At 55.3% G+C, this 16,747-nt stretch carries 13 protein-coding genes; 10 read left to right on the top strand and 3 right to left on the bottom strand.

Annotated elements, in window-relative coordinates; all coding sequences use genetic code 11:
* Nucleotides 1-38: 38 nt before the first annotated feature.
* The 5 genes from ybgF (at nucleotide 39) to TMES_RS08190 (ending at nucleotide 7,069) form a co-directional block, all read left to right on the top strand.
* A complete protein-coding gene (ybgF, locus tag TMES_RS08170; protein WP_085582041.1) occupies nucleotides 39-1,229 on the top strand; it encodes a tol-pal system protein YbgF in 1,191 nt (396 codons plus the stop codon).
* A 7-nt stretch (nucleotides 1,230-1,236) separates the two neighbouring features.
* Nucleotides 1,237-2,790 (top strand): tRNA lysidine(34) synthetase TilS, encoded by a 1,554-nt coding sequence (gene tilS, locus TMES_RS08175; protein WP_158091211.1) that lies wholly within the window; start codon nucleotides 1,237-1,239, stop codon nucleotides 2,788-2,790.
* A gap of 111 nt (nucleotides 2,791-2,901) precedes the next feature.
* Nucleotides 2,902-4,872 carry an ATP-dependent zinc metalloprotease FtsH gene (ftsH, locus tag TMES_RS08180; protein WP_085581369.1) on the top strand — a complete coding sequence of 657 codons (1,971 nt, stop codon included), beginning with the start codon at nucleotides 2,902-2,904 and terminating at the stop codon, nucleotides 4,870-4,872.
* 19 nt (nucleotides 4,873-4,891) lie between these two features.
* Nucleotides 4,892-6,007, top strand: a complete 1,116-nt coding sequence (folP, locus tag TMES_RS08185) for a dihydropteroate synthase (RefSeq protein WP_085581371.1) — start codon at nucleotides 4,892-4,894, stop codon at nucleotides 6,005-6,007.
* Between the two features lie 297 nt (nucleotides 6,008-6,304).
* On the top strand, nucleotides 6,305-7,069 hold the full coding sequence (locus tag TMES_RS08190) for a response regulator transcription factor (RefSeq protein WP_085581372.1): 765 nt from the start codon (nucleotides 6,305-6,307) through the stop codon (nucleotides 7,067-7,069).
* 205 nt (nucleotides 7,070-7,274) lie between these two features.
* On the opposite strand, the gene TMES_RS08195 is transcribed toward TMES_RS08190, so the two are convergent.
* Both TMES_RS08195 and TMES_RS08200 read right to left on the bottom strand, forming a co-directional pair.
* On the bottom strand, nucleotides 7,275-9,398 hold the full coding sequence (locus TMES_RS08195; protein WP_085581374.1) for a sensor histidine kinase: 2,124 nt from the start codon (nucleotides 9,396-9,398) through the stop codon (nucleotides 7,275-7,277).
* On the bottom strand, nucleotides 9,398-11,548 hold the full coding sequence (locus tag TMES_RS08200; protein WP_158091212.1) for a sensor histidine kinase: 2,151 nt from the start codon (nucleotides 11,546-11,548) through the stop codon (nucleotides 9,398-9,400). Before TMES_RS08200 ends, TMES_RS08195 begins: the two co-directional genes overlap by 1 nt.
* Before the next feature lie 254 nt (nucleotides 11,549-11,802).
* Here TMES_RS08200 and glmM point away from each other — a divergent pair, with 254 nt between their 5' ends.
* Genes glmM through TMES_RS08220 form a run of 4 tightly spaced genes read left to right on the top strand, consistent with a single transcriptional unit; the run spans nucleotide 11,803 to nucleotide 14,950 of the window.
* Nucleotides 11,803-13,152, top strand: coding sequence for a phosphoglucosamine mutase (glmM, locus tag TMES_RS08205; RefSeq protein ID WP_085581378.1), 1,350 nt, complete (start codon nucleotides 11,803-11,805; stop codon nucleotides 13,150-13,152).
* A gap of 56 nt (nucleotides 13,153-13,208) precedes the next feature.
* A complete protein-coding gene (gene thiD, locus TMES_RS08210) occupies nucleotides 13,209-14,009 on the top strand; it encodes a bifunctional hydroxymethylpyrimidine kinase/phosphomethylpyrimidine kinase (RefSeq protein ID WP_085581380.1) in 801 nt (266 codons plus the stop codon).
* Between the two features lie 24 nt (nucleotides 14,010-14,033).
* Nucleotides 14,034-14,594, top strand: coding sequence for a DinB family protein (locus tag TMES_RS08215; protein ID WP_085581382.1), 561 nt, complete (start codon nucleotides 14,034-14,036; stop codon nucleotides 14,592-14,594).
* Entirely contained in the window at nucleotides 14,591-14,950 is a 360-nt protein-coding gene (locus tag TMES_RS08220) for a hypothetical protein (RefSeq protein ID WP_085581384.1), read from the top strand. The genes TMES_RS08215 and TMES_RS08220 overlap by 4 nt, the downstream gene beginning before the upstream one ends.
* Nucleotides 14,951-14,956: 6 nt before the next feature.
* Here the strand turns inward: TMES_RS08220 and TMES_RS08225 are convergent, their stop codons facing one another.
* The gene (locus tag TMES_RS08225) at nucleotides 14,957-15,832 is read right to left on the bottom strand and encodes an AEC family transporter (RefSeq protein WP_085581386.1); all 876 of its coding nucleotides are present in this window, start codon (nucleotides 15,830-15,832) and stop codon (nucleotides 14,957-14,959) included.
* A gap of 238 nt (nucleotides 15,833-16,070) precedes the next feature.
* Between TMES_RS08225 and TMES_RS08230 the strand changes: the two genes are divergently transcribed.
* Entirely contained in the window at nucleotides 16,071-16,709 is a 639-nt protein-coding gene (locus TMES_RS08230) for a D-glycero-alpha-D-manno-heptose-1,7-bisphosphate 7-phosphatase (protein WP_085581388.1), read from the top strand.
* The last annotated feature ends 38 nt before the right edge of the window (nucleotides 16,710-16,747 follow it).

Raw genomic sequence — 16,747 nt, forward strand, 5'->3', positions numbered from 1 at the left:
GTTGCATGTTATTGAAGCCGACCAAAAAGGACCTGGAAATGATCCGACCAGAACCCGTTACGACCCGTGGCGTTTCCTTGCTATCGCGAAACGCGGTTGCCGCTGCCTTGCCCGTTTCATCCATTGCACGTCGCCCGTCGCTGTTCGCCCGCATGGGCTCTTTGGTGATTTTGGGATTTTTGACCGTCGGGTTCGCGTCTCCGGTTATGGCGCAGGATGCATCGGTTTCGCGCCAGGTAGATCAGTTGCGCAAGGACCTTGATGTGCTGCAACGCTATGTCTATCGCGAAGGTCCGCCTGCCGCGAGCGGGGCTGTTGCCTCGGGTTCTGGCGCGGATAATACACCCGCCGCCGCCCGCCAGCAGGTCCAGATCGATAATTTGCAAGGCCAAATCACCCAGTTAACCGGCCAGATCGAGGAACAGGGTTACAAGGTTCGCCAGATGTCGGACCGCCTTGATCGGCTTATTTCCGATGTTGATTTCCGTCTTAGCCAGCTTGAAGGCAAAACCACCCAGACCGGGCAGTCTGACGGCGGCGCTGCCGCAGGTGCAGGTGCAGGGGCGGTGGCCGGTGGTCTGTCCTCGGCCAATACCGGTGCAAATGCCGCATCTGACGGGGCATCGGCGTCGGGCTCGAATGGCGGGGGTGGTTTGGGCGGCGACGCAGGCCAGCCGTTGGACAAAAACGGGACCCGTTTGTTTGGCGTGATCAAAGGCCAGGGCAACGCCCCTGAAATTCCTTCAGGTCCGCAGGCCGGTGCCAAGGGTGCGGCCAGCGCGGGGGCGGCAGCCGCCGGGGCCGCTGCGGCGACGGGGGCAACAGATGGCGTGTTACCCGGTGGCACCCCGCAAGATCAGTACCGTTACGCCTTTGGTTTATTGCGCCAGCAAAAATTCCCCGAGGCCCAGGCCGCGCTGAGCGCCTTTGTCAAAGCCCACCCCAAGGATCCGCTGGCGGGCAATGCCCAATACTGGCTGGGCGAAACCTTTTATGTGCGGGGCAATTATGACCAGGCATCGCTGGCCTTTACCGAAGGTTTCCAGAATTACCCTGATAGCCCGAAGGCCGCCGATAATTTGTTAAAGCTGGGCATGTCGCTGGCCAATCTTGGCAAAACCGATGATGCCTGCCTGACCTATGACCATTTGCTGGCCAATTTCGAAGGCTCGTCGACGGTTATTCTTGATCGCGCGCGTCAGGAAAAGAAAAACCGGAACTGCAAATAAGGCGGTTATGGCGATTATGACCCATAGCCAGCCAGATCATGCGGCGTCTGGCGGGGTTCCGGTGGACGCCGCTTCTTTTTCTGCCCTGATGGCCCCCTTTGCACCGTTTGGTGAAAACCCGCGGCTGATGGTTGCGGTATCGGGCGGGGCGGACAGCATGGCACTGGCCATTCTGGCCGCGCGCTGGTGTGCAGATCGCAATGGCAAGCTGATCGCCGTTACCGTTGACCACGGTTTGCGCGCCGATGCGGCGACCGAAGCCCAATGGGTGAGCCAGCAACTGGCGACATACGGTATTGAACATATCACCCGGCGCTGGACCGGCCCCAAGCCCGGTGCCGCGATCCAGCAAGAAGCCCGTGCGGCGCGTTATTGCCTGATCGATGATCTGGCCGGGGAACTTGGCATTTTACATGTTCTTGTGGCCCATCATTTTAATGATCAGGCCGAAACCGTGGCCATGCGCCGCGACCATAACAGCGGTCCGCTCGGGCAGGCGGGCATGTCAGCCCAACGATATTTGCGCCACTGTCGCGTTTTACGCCCGTTGTTGCCCGTTACCAGCAATGATCTGCGGGCAACGCTGCAAGCAATTGTGGGGGGCGGGAACACGCCCTTTGTTGCCGACGCGGCACCAGATGCAAATTCAGGTTCACATATCGCACATGGCGGGCAAGACTGGATCGAAGACCCGTCAAATCATAATCCTGCCTTTGAGCGGGTCCGGATGCGGCGCAAACTGCAATCGGGCGGAGGACTTCTTCCTGCTGATTTTTCGGCCATGGCACATCAACGCCAGAATATGGAGCAGGCCATTGGCGGCTTTTTGGCCCGGCATGTTTTTATTGCGACCGATGGTGTGGCGACGGTTACATGGCCGTTTGTGGGTAGTGGCGACATCAAAGCGGGTCGACATGCAGATGACCCCGACATTGGCAGCCCCGCCTTTGATCGTGCCGCCTATGGCATTGGCCATGTTTTACGAATGATCGGCGGCGGAAATTATGCCCCGGCGCGAGACTCGGTCAGGCATGTTTTACAATTATTTCGCCAAAACAGCGCGACCCGGCACAGTCTTGCCGGGTGTGTGCTGCATCGGCGTGAAAATCATATCCTGATTTATCGTGAAGCCGGGCGGATGGATATTGCCCCGCAACCGGTTTTACCCCGACAGGTCACACGGTGGGACAACCGGTTCGAACTTTGCCTTGAATGGCCGCAAAAACCCGGTGCAAGCGGGGATATGACTGGTTTTGCCATTGTGCCGTTGGGCGTGTGTGACCCGTTTCACAAGCGCGTCTTTCGCAAGGCGATGGCACAAACTGTGCCGTTTTGGGCATCACGGCCGCGCCCGGCACTGGCGGTATTGCCGCTTCTGTTATGGCAAGATCAGCCTTTATCTGTCGCTGGCCTTGAGATTTATGCACTTTCCGACGTATTATCCGCCGCCGGTTGCCCGACAGGTTATTTGGACCTGTTTCGGGCGATCAAAGTGACGTGGCGGTTTGCGCCATCGGCCCCGTTGTGGGAAGGTGGTTTTAAATTCGTCGCAAATCCGTGACTTCGTACTTGCGCCGGGCCGTCCTGTTATTATCTGATGGGTCAGGTCATGTCGCGGGGTGCCTGCCGCGTAGTGGCGGATATTGTTCGCGACCAGTAGCTTGGAAAGAATATGGGAAAAAATCTCGCACTGTGGGTCATCATAGCCATACTTTTGGTGGCTTTGTTTAACCTGTTCCAGTCGCCATCCGGACGGTCGGGCCAGTCACAGCTGGCTTTTTCGGACTTTCTGTCGGATGTTGATTCCGGGCAGATTTCTGAAGTGACCATTCAGGGCAAAACTCTTACGGCGCAAACGCGCGACGGTCGCTCCGTCAATGTGTACACTCCGACTTATCCCAACCTTGTTGAGAAACTCAACGAGAAGGGCGTTCGTATTGTTGCCAAGCCTGAAGAATCGCTGTCGCCGCTGATGAGCGCGCTGATCAGCTGGTTCCCGATGATTCTGATTATTGGCGTGTGGATCTTTTTCATGCGGCAGATGCAGGGCGGCGGCGGCAAAGCCATGGGTTTTGGCAAGTCAAAGGCAAAACTGCTGACCGAAAAATCCGGTCGGGTAACCTTTGAAGACGTTGCCGGTATTGAAGAAGCCAAGAACGAACTTGAAGAAGTGGTCGACTTTTTGCGCGATCCGCAAAAGTTCCAGCGTCTTGGCGGTAAAATCCCCAAAGGTATGCTTTTGGTAGGCCCTCCGGGGACGGGTAAAACCCTTTTGGCACGTGCCATTGCGGGCGAAGCCAATGTCCCGTTCTTCACCATTTCGGGTTCGGACTTTGTTGAAATGTTTGTGGGTGTCGGCGCATCGCGTGTGCGTGACATGTTCGAACAGGGCAAAAAGAACGCACCTTGCATCATCTTTATCGACGAAATTGATGCCGTCGGTCGTCATCGTGGTGCCGGTCTTGGCGGTGGTAATGATGAACGCGAACAGACGCTGAACCAGCTTCTGGTCGAGATGGATGGTTTTGAAGCCAACGAAGGCGTTATTCTGGTGGCGGCAACCAACCGTCCTGACGTTCTGGACCCTGCTTTGCTGCGTCCGGGCCGGTTTGATCGCCAGGTTGTTGTGCCAAACCCCGATCTTGAAGGTCGTGCCCATATTCTTGGTGTGCACGCCCGCAAAATTCCGTTGGGTCCGGACGTTGAATTGCGTACCGTGGCGCGCGGAACCCCGGGTTTCTCGGGTGCCGATCTGGCCAACCTTGTCAACGAAGCCGCCCTTGCGGCAGCCCGCCTTGGCAAACGCGTTGTTACCATGTCGGATTTTGAAAACGCCAAAGACAAAGTCATGATGGGGGCGGAACGCCGTTCCATGATCATGACCGATGATGAAAAGAAACTGACCGCCTATCACGAAGGTGGTCATGCGCTGGTGGCCTTGCATACACCGGCTTCTGATCCGATCCACAAGGCAACCATCATTCCGCGCGGTCGTGCGCTGGGTATGGTTATGCGCCTGCCGGAACGTGATCAGCTTTCAAAATCCTATGAACAGCTGATTTCCGATCTTGCTGTTGCCATGGGGGGCCGTGTTGCCGAAGAACTGATTTTCGGCAAGGACAAGGTTACCACCGGGGCATCTTCCGACATCAACATGGTGACGCAATATGCGCGCAAGATGGTGACGGAATGGGGCTTTTCTGAAAAGCTTGGTAATGTGAAATATGTGGATAACCAGGAAGAAGTATTCCTGGGCCACTCGGTTGCCCAGCATAAAAATGTTTCAGAAAAAACCGCCCAGCTGATCGACGAGGAAGTTCGCCGGTTCTCTGACGAGGCCCTGATCTTTGCCCGTCGCGTTTTGACCGAACATATCGATGATCTGCATGTTCTGGCCAAAGGGCTTCTGGAATATGAAACCCTGAGCGGCAAGGAAATCGAAGCCTTGTTGCGCGGCGAGGAAATCAATCGTCCGGGGCATCATAGTGGCACGGGCACCGATACTGGTAATGGCCGTCGTTCGGCTGTTCCGACATCGGGCGCGCGCAAGGAAACATCTGGTGAAGACGCCAGCGGAAAACCGAGTGAAAATTCCGGCGAAAGCGGTAGTGACCTGTCACCCGAACCGCAGCCGGGCAGCTAGAATGGAAGCATACTGACCTATGGACAAGATCGAAGGATCGGTCCTGCGAAGCCCCGCCGATGTGCGGGGCTTTGCTGATTTTGATGGACCGTTATATTACGTGCCGACCGGCTTTATTGACCGTGCCGACGACCCGCAAACCCTGCCGCTGGCAGGCGGACGTCGTGGTTTTTCAGCGTTGGAAATTATCCGCCGCCGTGAAAATGGCGGGGCCGAAAGCATGATTTTGCCGCTGCTGGCCCTGGAGGGCTGGGTGCAAAATTCAGGCCGGGTTGATGAAATCAATGCCGTGCTGGACCGTCTGACCGGCAACCGCCGGGCGTTTGCCAATCAGGATATGGACAGTTCCCACATCATGGGCATTGTCAATGTCACCCCCGACAGTTTTTCGGACGGGGGCGAGCATAACAGTACCGATCAGGCAATTGCCCATGGCCGGGCGCTGGCCGGGCAGGGCGCGTCGATCCTTGATATCGGTGGTGAATCGACCCGTCCCGGGGCGGCGCCTGTTTCGATCGCCGAGGAGATCGACCGGGTTGTGCCGGTTATTCAGGCGTTGGCGGACGACGGGCATTGTGTGTCGGTTGATACCCGCCATGCCGGCGTTATGGCCGCCGCAATCGAGGCCGGGGCGCATATCATTAATGATGTGACGGCCCTTGCGGGCGACGAGGCATCGCTTGAACTGGTGGCGCAGTCTGACAAGCCGGTCATTTTAATGCATATGCAGGGCGAACCCGGGACCATGCAGGACCACCCGTCCTATGAGTGTGTGGTTCTTGACGTGTATGATTATTTGCTGGATCGGGTCGAAAGCTGCGAACAGGCAGGCATCAGCCGGGATCGTATTTGTGTTGATCCGGGTATCGGATTTGGCAAATCATTGTCGCACAATCTTGAATTGCTCTCGCGCTTGTCGATTTTTCATGGTTTGGGCTGCCCGGTATTGCTGGGCGCGTCCCGTAAATCCTTTATCGGCAAAATAGACCCGACAGCCGCGCCGCAAAACCGTTTGGGCGGTTCACTTGCGGCGGCTTTGAATGGCTGGCGTCAGGGCATGCAGATCGTGCGCGTGCATGATGTGGCGCAAACGGCCCAGGCGGTAAGTATCGCATCGGCAATGGGTACTGTGTAACCATTTTCGGGTACCCTTTTCACCCTTTGCGTTTACAGGCGAAAACGATGTTGTCATCGTTTTCGCCTGTTTTGTTTCGGGATGTGAGGATTCTGTCAATTTCTGACACTTGTTGCTTCTGGCTTGCTATTGAAGTTTGTTATCTTCATATCTGTAGTACCGGACCAATATATGTGTTTTTGCGCGGGTGGTTCCCGTTCAAAGCGACTTGCCTGCCGGTAGGAACAAAAAGAAAAACCCGTTTAAAAACGAACATTCGAGCAAAATGTATCGTTGGGTACGTCGGAGCAGAAATAAATGGCTGCCTGCATTTTTGTTGTCGAAGACAACGAAGATCTAAATCGCGATCTTTGCGAATATCTTGAAATTTGCGGATTTGATGTGGTCGGATGTGAAACTGGCCAGGCCTTTTATCATGCCCTTGAACAACGTACCCCGACAGCCGTAATCTTTGACGTGATGTTGCCCGATGCCGACGGGTTTGATCTGGCCCGTTTTACCCGCAACAAACTTGATTGCGGCATCATGATGCTGACATCGCTTTCAGGCATGGACCAGCATCTGGCCGGGTATCAGGCCGGAGCCGATGTTTACCTGACCAAGGACAGCCCGCTTTCCGTGATCGAGGCGGCGTTGCGGCCCTTGTTGCGCCGGGTTGCCGCACCGGCGATTGGCGAAGCCACCCCGGAGGATGCCAAAGAAAGCACGGATGAGTGCTGGAAGCTGGATCGTCTGAACTGGAGCCTGACATCGCCTGAGGGCAAAGGGGCGCAGTTGACCGCAGGCGAACGCACCATCATCAGCATTTTGATCGAGGCAAATGGCGGCTGGTTGACCCGGCCCGATATTGTCATGGCCCTAGGCAAAGCCGACACCGCCGAAAATTGCCGGAACCTTGATACTGCAATTCGCCGTGTAAGACAGAAGATTTTCAAGGAAACCGATGCCGAATTACCGGTGCGAACTGCCTATGGGCGCGGATATGCGTTTACATCCCCGGCGGTGATTGTTGGCGATGAAACCGATGACGAAACGGCAACGCGCATTCGCACCAACGCCTGATCGGCCAATATTGCCACTATTGTTGTGTCATAAAACGCGCCGTGCGATGTTTCGCCGTATCTCCCCGCCACGCTGAATTTTCCAAAATCAATTCGGGTTGTTTGTTGGCATAGCGCGCATGCGGGTGCTTGTGCGCAGGCCTGGTTCACCGGTGACGACCCGTTGGCAAGCTTGCTGCTGTCTGGTGTGTTGTTTGCGGCCAAGGTTACAATTTGGGTTCAAGCGGCAAGGTAATGCGGATGTCCATACCGGTTTCCTGGCGCGAGACAATGTCGGTTTTGCCGCCGTGCGCGGTGATAATGCGCTGGGTAATGTGTAATCCCAGGCCGTCATTGTTGCGCGGGGTAAAATCTTCGGCATTGGTCTTTTTGGCGTAAAACCGGTTGGGGCCGGTTTCGGGCGGCACGGTATGAAGCGGGCGAAACAGCCTTTCGCGGACTTTGTCAATATCGGCCGGATCTGCCTGATCAAGTTGCGGATGCGAAATGTCAATTTTCAAAATCATGCCGTTTTCTTCCCGGGCTGTCAGGGAAATGGTTTCGCCGGGTTGATGGCGACGGGCATTTTCAATGACATTGGTCATGGCCAGACCCAGCAAAGTTTCGTCGGCATATAAGACAGCGTTGGCATCGCCCAGATAGCTAAAGTTGATATGAGCATTGTCGCGCCGGGCCAGTGTTGCAAATTCCTGCAGAAAGTTTTTCGCCGGAACCAGTTTGCGGGCCAGCGCAAACTGGGGGGCATTCAGGTTGTCCTTGCCCAGAAAAACATCGACAAGCCGTGCCAGCTTTCCCGATTGGTCCTGAATGCGTTTCAGGCGTTCGGTCACAGCACGCGGAACGTCGGCATTGCCCGCTGTTGCGGCCTCTTTTTGCAAGCGCAAGGTTACCATTTCGGCCGCGCGTTGAATAACGGCCAGCGGGGTCCGAAATTCGTGCGACAGCATCGACACCAGTTTGCGCTGTTCCTGAACAATTTTTTCCGTGCTTTCGGCCATGCTGGCCGCTTTTATGCGGTCACGATCAATGCCGGAAATGCGCATAGCCATCAGAACACTCATTAAAACAAGATGAGAAGCCAGTGCAAACGGATAAGCTGCCGCGGTAATGGCATTGACCGGTAAATAATGGTTCAGGGCCAGATAGAAAATAATCAGTGAAACAGTCGGCACCAACATCACAATAAAATAGATCCAGTGCGTGATAAAACGCGGATTGCGAATGATCCGGCGCACCAGAAAGCAGATATAAATGGTCATCACAGCACTGTGTGAAAACTGGCAATAGCTGGCAAAGGTTGTATATAGCGGCGTGGTTGCGGTTACCGACCCCAGCAAGACAACGCCGGAATAGGTGCAGAATATTTTTTTGCACAGTCGGCATTCGGCCCCGATATTCAGGATGTTCACCCATAACAGGCTGGCTGCTGCAATATTGACTGCGGTGCCCATCCCCACCAGCAAATCGTTGGCATAGGGCCATTCCGGGGCGAAAACGGTTAAAAACAACCCGCCCAGCGCCGAGGACAGCGTGCCGAATGCCGCCAGGCAGCACCCGTAAAGGGCGACGGCATAATCGCGGATGAACAACCCGACGATCATATACATCAACGCCATGCTCAGAACGATCCCGACAAACAGCCCTTTGCCCGCCAGCCCCAGCGACCAGCGGCTGATCTGCGCGTCGTTGGACAGAAGGGATACTTCGATGAACTGGGTGCTGTTGGATTGCGTGCGGATATAAAGGCTGTAATGCCCCGGTTCGAGTGCCGGGAAGGGCGCAAGATGTTCTGGCGCAATCACCGGGCGCTGGCTGGAAGGAACGTGGTCTCCCATCAGTGTCGTCCATATCGGGTGTGGATTGTCTTTTTGCACCACATACAAATTGATCACGTTTAAATATATCGGGCCAATATCAATGTGGCGGGTGTCGTCGGTCGCATGGCCGACAACCAGATCAATGCGATACCAGATGGCGTTGTTGGTATAGCCAAATGCCGGAATGCCTTTTTCGCGGGTAAAGGCCTCTTCGGGCAGGGCGCGAATGTCGCTTAGGGTTTTGGTTTGTTCGGGGTCCTGAAAGCTGGCGATGTGGCCCTTGAACAGGATATCACGCGTCATCGACACCGAAATATCAACCGGTGGGGCCAGTTCGGCCAAAGCCCGCCCGGTAAAGCCATCAAACATCGCCAGTACGATAAGGCACAGCCAAAACAGGGCTGCTCTTGCCAGTATTTTACCTGTTCGGGATATATTTTTTCCCGCGCACAGTGGGCTGCGATGGGCACACGGGGCGGAGATATTGCGCACGGGTGCAATTCTATCGGTCATCACTCGGCCCCTTTTTTGCGGGGAACACGGTTTGACGCCAGGCGATAGGTATTGCGATGGCGGATATTGTAAATTGTTGTTTCGCGGTCAAGCGGCAGCTTGAAAATAACGGTGGTGCCGCCTTTTTCGCCAATCGACATGGTCATGGTGCCGCCATGCGCCTCGATGATGCGGTTGGCGATATGCAGGCCCAGCCCCACCCCCCGTGTGCCGTCGGATGTTTTGCCGCGATAAAAAGCCAGCGACACCTGTGCCAGGTCTTCTTCGTTCATGCCTGGCCCGTGGTCAACCACATGGATATAGGCAAAACCGTCACCGCGATGGCTGCAATCAATGGAAACGGGCGAGCCCGGCGCATATTTGCGGGCATTTTCAACCACATTGATAATCGCAAGGTGGAGCAATGTCGGGTCGGCGTGGATTGCGGTGTCAGCGTCGCCGTGCAGGGTAACATCCAGTCGGGTGCTGTCCTGATCAACCGACGAGACAATTTCCGACAGAAACACCTGCAGATTGATCGGGACAAGATTAAGCTTGAACGCCCCGCGATCGAGGGTGTCTTTGGTGAGAAAAACATCGACCAGCCCCGATAGCTGGCCCGCATGGCTGCGAATGCGCACCATTCTGTCGGCAATGCCGTCGCCTGCGTCGCCGATATGCAGCGAAATCAGTTCGGCCGAGCGCTGGATAATGGCCAGCGGTGTGCGAAATTCGTGGCCCAGCATGGTGATGAATTCGCGCTGTTCATCGGCAAGCTGGCGGGTGCGATGGCGGCGGCTTTGGGCGGCGATCCGGGCATGTTCAAGGTGGCTGGTGCGATAGGCCATGGCAATGCCCATCATCAACAGATGAAAAATCGTCGATAAGGGATAAATAGCCTGAATAAGCGGCGTGGAGGGTGCCAGCCCCACCAGCGATGCAACATAGATGGCCGCCGCAAAACTGGGAATGCCAAGGGTGAAAAGATAGAAAAAATAGACACCCTGCGGGCTGCGCCACAACCGGTAAATCAGGCAGCCAAACATGCTAAACAGCACCAGCAGATGAAACGACAGAAAATATTGCCCGAATTCCGAATAATACGGTGTGGTCGATGTGACCGCCATCAGCGCGGCAATTGTTGAATAAATGCAATAGGCACGATGCAGCCGGGCGTTAAGCTGGCGCAAATTAATGACGGTGACCCACATCATGGTGCTACATGCGATAGAAAACGCGGTGCCAACCCCGGTCACCAGGTCGTTTGCCGGGGTCCATAACGGTTGTAACAACAACAACCCCAGCCCGGACAGGCCAATGCCCAGTATCGCAATCGATAAAACATAGGCCCCGTACCATAACAGCGAAATGTCGCGGATCAACATGCCGCCACCCAGATAAACCACCCCGATCACCAGCAAGGCCCCCACGGCAACGCCGGACAAAACAAGGGTGCGCCCGCCTTTGGTCATCAATGTGGAATCATTGCGGATATTGGCCGACAGGGTTTGGGTGCTGGTTGTTTCCACCCGAAAAACCATGCTGTATTTTCCCGGCACAAGGTCGGGCAGGCGGGTTGTAATATGGCGACTTTTGACGGTGCTGTCATTTGCCGGAATATTGTCACCCAGCAAGGTGCGCCAGATGAAATTCTGGTCGCGCACGCTAAATATCGCGACATTGATCCGGTCAAGATAGGGCGGGCTGATTTCGAGAAACAGCCGCATGTCGTGTGAGCTGGTCTTGATGCCGGACGACGCTGCATCGACCTGAAAATTCGCCCGGTACCAGATAATATCATGGGTGTAGCCAGGGCTTGGTGTATCGACAACAGGTTGAAAATCCTGGTCCGGGCGCCGGACAACATCGCTAAATGACAACACCCCGTCAGGGTCGGTCAGGCGGCCCAGATAATGGTCAAGTGACAGGTCATAGTTGCTTTGGCCCGAGGGCGACACAATCAGCTGTGCGCCCGCCGCGTGCAGCGGCCCGGTGATGGTCACAAAAACGATGCACGCGATAACAGCAAACATCAGGCCGCGCATGCCGTGCCAGAACGCCGCAAAGCCTGTAAAGCCTGTCCGGTCTTGTTCGGGCAGGCCAACCGGCCAATGCATTCTGGCAAATGCATTTCGGCCAGCACCCGCTGATGCCTGTTCTGACGTTGCCAATCCCCTGAACCCAAAAAATTCCCGCCTGTTGTGTGTTAGCGATAAATTAAAAGCCACGCCAATGTTTTGTTTAGGGGGAACGGCCCCATATAGGCGATACGGAACCCGGTTTGACGTGTGGGCCGGTGCTTGGTATCGGATAGTGATGACAAGCTGGTGGCAATACCGACTGACTTTGTTATAACCGGTGATCATATGGGACCATAACCCGGTTTCCGGCACGCCGGATTCAGCATAGCGAGAGAACCCAAAGCATGAGCCGCAAATATTTCGGGACTGACGGAATCCGTGGAACTGCCAACAGTGCGCCAATGACCGCCGAAGTGGCGCTTAAAGTGGGCATGGCGACCGGGCAATATTTTACCCGTGGCAACCACCGCCATCGTGTTGTGATTGGCAAGGATACCCGATTGTCCGGTTATATGCTCGAACCTGCTTTGGTGGCCGGTTTTACATCGATGGGGATGGATGTGATTTTGGTGGGGCCCATGCCAACCCCGGCCGTGGCCATGCTGACCAAATCAATGCGTGCCGACATTGGCGTGATGATTTCGGCATCCCATAACCCTTACGAAGATAACGGTATCAAACTGTTCGGGCCGGACGGGTTTAAATTGTCTGATGCGGTTGAAAGCGAAATCGAAACCCTGATGGATAGCGATCTGTCGCCGCTTCTGGTGTCGGCAAATTCGCTGGGCCGGGCCAAACGCATTGACGACGCACCAGGGCGCTATATTGAAGCGGTCAAATCATCGCTGGCGGGGCATGTGACGCTGGAAGGCGTTAAAATTGTGCTTGATTGCGCCAATGGTGCCGCCTACAGCGTCGCGCCCAAGGTTTTGCGCGAACTTGGTGCCGATGTGATTGAAATTGGCACCAAGCCGAACGGCTTTAACATCAATGATAATTGTGGGTCGACCCATACCAAACCGATGTGCGATCTGGTGGTGGCGGAAAAAGCCGATGTCGGTATTGCCCTTGATGGCGATGCCGACCGCGTGCAGATGTGCGATGAAAATGGCCGTTTGATTGATGGTGATCAGCTTATGGGGCTGGTAACCACCCATTGGCACAAAACCGGCCAGTTGCGTGGCAATGCGCTGGTGGCAACGGTGATGTCCAATTTAGGGCTGGAACGCTATCTGGAAAAGCAGGGCTTGCGCCTGATCCGCACCAAGGTGGGCGACCGGTATGTGGTCGAGCAAATGCGCGCCCTTGGCTGCAATGTTGGTGGTGAACAATCGGGTCATATCGTGCTGTCTGATTTTGCCTCGACCGGCGATGGTTTGCTGGCATCGTTGCAGGTTTTGGCCGTGCTGGCCGGGCATGACGGGCCGGTATCGCAAATGACCCATGTGTTTGATCCGCTGCCGCAAATCTTGAAAAATGTCCGTTATGCCGCCGGAACCGACCCGCTGGGCCATAGCAGCGTGATCGAGGCGATTTCTGCGGCTGAAAAATCGTTTAACGGTGATGGCCGCGTCCTTATTCGCAAATCGGGCACCGAGCCGCTGATCCGCGTTATGGCCGAGGGTGATGACGCCAGCCACGTTGAACGGGTGGTCGACGATATCATCGCGCAAATTAACGCGGTAACCGCCTGATTGTTTAAAAGGTGGCAGGTGGCAAAACCGGGTTTGAAGAACAGGAGAAGTTTCCGATGAAGGGGCGTGTGTTAATTCTTGCCGGGTCGGATAGTTCCGGCGGGGCGGGTATTCAGGCCGATATTAAAACCGTTACGGTTTTAGGGGGCTATGCGGCAACGGCGATTACCGCGCTGACCGCGCAAAATACCCAAGGTGTTTTTGGCGTGGTCGGGGTTGATCCGGCCTTTATCGTGTTGCAGGCAGAATTGATGCTCGACGATATCGGGGCCGATTGCCTGAAAACCGGCATGCTCCATTCGGTCCCCGTGATCAAGGCTGTTGCCGGGTTGCTGGCAGGCAAGGCCGCCGGAATACCGGTGGTGATCGACCCGGTGATGATTTCACAAAGCGGGTCGCGCTTGCTTGAAGAAGACGCGGTAGAAACCTTGATAAAATTACTGGTGCCGCGTGCCACCATTTTAACCCCCAATATCCCCGAAGCCGAAGTTCTGTCGGGTCATCGTATTGAAAACGAAGACGACATGATTTTCGCGGCTGAAAAAATCGGCGCGATGGGGGCCAATGCCGTGCTGGTCAAAGGCGGACATTCCGAAGGCAGCAAAATTATTGATATTTTGTGGGACCGCGAACACGGAATTTCCGGCTTTGAGGATGACCGTATTCCATCGGACAACAACCACGGGACCGGCTGCACCCTCGCCAGTGCCATTGCCACGGGCATTGCCCAGGGGCTGGATCTGGGCGATGCGGTTGCGCGTGCGCGCGCCTATGTGCGCGAAGCCATTCGCACAGCACCGAATTTTGGCAAGGGCAATGGCCCGTTAAACCATGCCCATCCGGTAACCGGGGAATAACCCGCAAACAGAAAGCGATGCGTTATGTTGTCCCAAACATCACAGCCGGGAACGTCGTTTTTTGATCAGGCACGAAATAATGCCTGGTCGAATTTCCGGTTACTGGCCTGTTGTGAAAAACTGTCGTCGGGCGACTTAACAAAACAGCGCACGTCGTTTTTCCCGACAATATTGCAAACCTTGAACCATATTCTGATTGTCGACTGGTATTATGTTGATGCCCTGACATCGGGGGGCCGGGGACGGGCCTGTTTTGCCACGGCCAACCCGTTTTCCGAGATTGGCAAGCTGGCAGCCGCCCAACGTAACAGCGATGGTAAATTGCTGAATTTTTGCGAAATGCTGACTGGCAACGGGGCGGCGCAAACGGTGACGTTGGACCGGGGCCGGGGCGAATATGCACATGAAACCGCCGGGGCGGTATTGTCGCATTTGTTTGTGCATCAAACCCATCATCGCGGGCAGGTGCATGCCATGCTGTCAGGCACAGGGCAAAAACCTCCACAACTTGACGAATACTACCTCGATTGCGATGCCGTCTATCGCGGCAGCGATTTTCACAATATGGGCTGGGACGGTAAATGATGCGATTTATGCGCGGGCGCATGGCGCGCCGGTTATTGGCGGTGGGAATTATTGCCGTTTTGGCATGGGCATCGTTGGGGGCACCGCAGGAATGGTTTGCCAACCAGTTCTGGCCGGATGACGCTGCACCGTGGGAAAAGGTAACCGCGGTTTATTACCCTGACAAATCCGATAGAACCGTGTTTAAGTTCGCGGGCGAAAACTTTGAAAATGCTGAAAAGTGCCGGGATGTAATTATGAAACAGGCGGCGGCAAACAACGACCCGCAACTCGAACGCGGCAGCTATGAATGCGCGGTGGGTTTTTATTCCAGCAACGATCATACCGGCCATTACCGGCTGAAAATCACGCCCTGAATAGTCTTACAGCACATACCATAACAGGGCAGGCAGGCTGATGGCGGCCAGAAAGGTCGATGCGATAACAACCCCGGCAACTTCTTCGGGCTCGTTGTCATATAGCTGGGCGAACAGATAACAAAAAACCGCCACGGGCATCGAACATTGCAAAATCACAACGCCGCGGGCAATACCGTCAAGGCCCAGAACTTCCGATAATCCAAGCCCGACGCCAAACCCCATTGCCAGCCGCAGCACCGACAAACCGACACTGCGCAGCAGACTGACCGGTTTTAACCGCGCCAGCGACACGCCTAATGTAAACAGCATTAACGGGATCGTCAGTTGGCCGATTAAATCGGTGGTATTGTAAAGCCAGGCCGGGACCGGGGTTTTGGTGGCTAAAAACACAATCGCAATCAGGGTTGCCGGTACAATCGGCATTTTCACCAGCGAACGGATTGAAAATGTTCCCGCAACAAAGGCGACACCCACGGTAAGCTGCAAAACAATCATTGCGGCAAAAAACGCCACGGACAGCGCCAGCCCGTCATTGCCAAAGGCCAGCAAACATAACGGCAAACCGACATTGCCAATATTGGGCCAGCTAAGCGATTGCAAATAGGTGCGGGGCGAGAGCTTGAACAGTTTCAGGATCGGCCAGCCAATGGCGACAAAGGCCAGCGTGGACAGAACTGCCGCCGTGCCCATCGACAGCAAGGCATCGGCACCCAGCTTGACCGTAGCAAGGGCGGCAAAGGTCAGGCACGGGGTACCAAAATAGGTGACAAGCGATGTCACAAGGGAAGTATCAAAATGCTTGCCGGCGCGCGCCCAGAAATATCCCAGCCCGGTTGTGATAAAAACCGGTGCCAGAATGGCAAAAATATTGGCAAACATGCATCATCCCCCTGACAAAAACGCCAGTAAAGGTAATTGCCATGTTCTGGCAGGGTCCGACAAGTTAATAATGGTAATACCAGTTATAACGTGTCGGTTTTATAATCAGTAAAAAGCCCGGACGTCGATAGATGCCCCTTGCTGCGGGGGGATATCTATCCCATTTTAAAAGCAGCCAGCACCAGCTTCTGGCCCAATGATTTTTCGTTAACATGGTGTCGGGCGGACATTTTTCCACATGACTGATTATTCATTTGTACGCAGGCACCTGATTGACCCGTCGCCCAAATGGCGCGATCAGCGCCATCCGTTGCCCGCGATTTTTCTTGATCGCGACGGAGTGATTAACGAAGAAGTGCATTATCTGGCAAAACCCGAAGACATGGCATTAATTCCCGGTGTGGCGCAGGCCATTGCCCGCATTAATGGGGCAGGGGTGCCGGTGGTGGTGGTCACCAACCAGTCGGGTGTCGCACGGGGATTTTTATCGGAAGACCAGTTGCACGATTTGCATGTGAAGATGGCGCAGCTTTTGGCGGACGAGGGCGCCAGCGTGCAGGGTATTTATTATTCACCATTTCATATCGATGGTGTGGGCAATTATCAAAAAGAAAGCACTTGCCGCAAACCCGGCCCCGGCATGATATTCGCCGCCTGCGAGGAATTTGCCATTGATCGGTCCGAAAGTGTGCTGGTTGGTGACAAAATTGCCGATATTCGCGCGGGCAATGCTGCGGGGTTAAAAACCGTTCTGGTGCGCACCGGGCACGGCGCGACAGAAACACGGCTTCCCGAAGCCGCCGAAGCCGGTTTTATTGCCGATGATTTGGCCGCCGCCGTTGATCAGTTATTTGCCAGCGGGGTCATTGCCAAATAGGCGGCCTTGCTGCCCGTTGCGTCGTCAGCGAGGTGCAG

It is taken from the genome of Thalassospira mesophila (assembly GCF_002115755.1).
Lineage (GTDB): Bacteria > Pseudomonadota > Alphaproteobacteria > Rhodospirillales > Thalassospiraceae > Thalassospira > Thalassospira mesophila.

Bases quoted from the DNA above. Each gene is read 5' to 3' on its own strand.
- TMES_RS08190 (WP_085581372.1), top strand. From the start codon at position 6,305: ATGGCTGCCTGCATTTTTGTTGTCGAAGACAACGAAGATCTAAATCGC.
- tilS (WP_158091211.1), top strand. From the start codon at position 1,237: ATGGCGATTATGACCCATAGCCAGCCAGATCATGCGGCGTCTGGCGGG.
- TMES_RS08225 (WP_085581386.1), bottom strand. From the start codon at position 15,832: ATGTTTGCCAATATTTTTGCCATTCTGGCACCGGTTTTTATCACAACC.
- thiD (WP_085581380.1), top strand. From the start codon at position 13,209: ATGAAGGGGCGTGTGTTAATTCTTGCCGGGTCGGATAGTTCCGGCGGG.
- ybgF (WP_085582041.1), top strand. From the start codon at position 39: ATGATCCGACCAGAACCCGTTACGACCCGTGGCGTTTCCTTGCTATCG.
- folP (WP_085581371.1), top strand. From the start codon at position 4,892: ATGGACAAGATCGAAGGATCGGTCCTGCGAAGCCCCGCCGATGTGCGG.
- ftsH (WP_085581369.1), top strand. From the start codon at position 2,902: ATGGGAAAAAATCTCGCACTGTGGGTCATCATAGCCATACTTTTGGTG.
- TMES_RS08195 (WP_085581374.1), bottom strand. From the start codon at position 9,398: ATGACCGATAGAATTGCACCCGTGCGCAATATCTCCGCCCCGTGTGCC.
- TMES_RS08230 (WP_085581388.1), top strand. From the start codon at position 16,071: ATGACTGATTATTCATTTGTACGCAGGCACCTGATTGACCCGTCGCCC.
- glmM (WP_085581378.1), top strand. From the start codon at position 11,803: ATGAGCCGCAAATATTTCGGGACTGACGGAATCCGTGGAACTGCCAAC.
- TMES_RS08220 (WP_085581384.1), top strand. From the start codon at position 14,591: ATGATGCGATTTATGCGCGGGCGCATGGCGCGCCGGTTATTGGCGGTG.
- TMES_RS08215 (WP_085581382.1), top strand. From the start codon at position 14,034: ATGTTGTCCCAAACATCACAGCCGGGAACGTCGTTTTTTGATCAGGCA.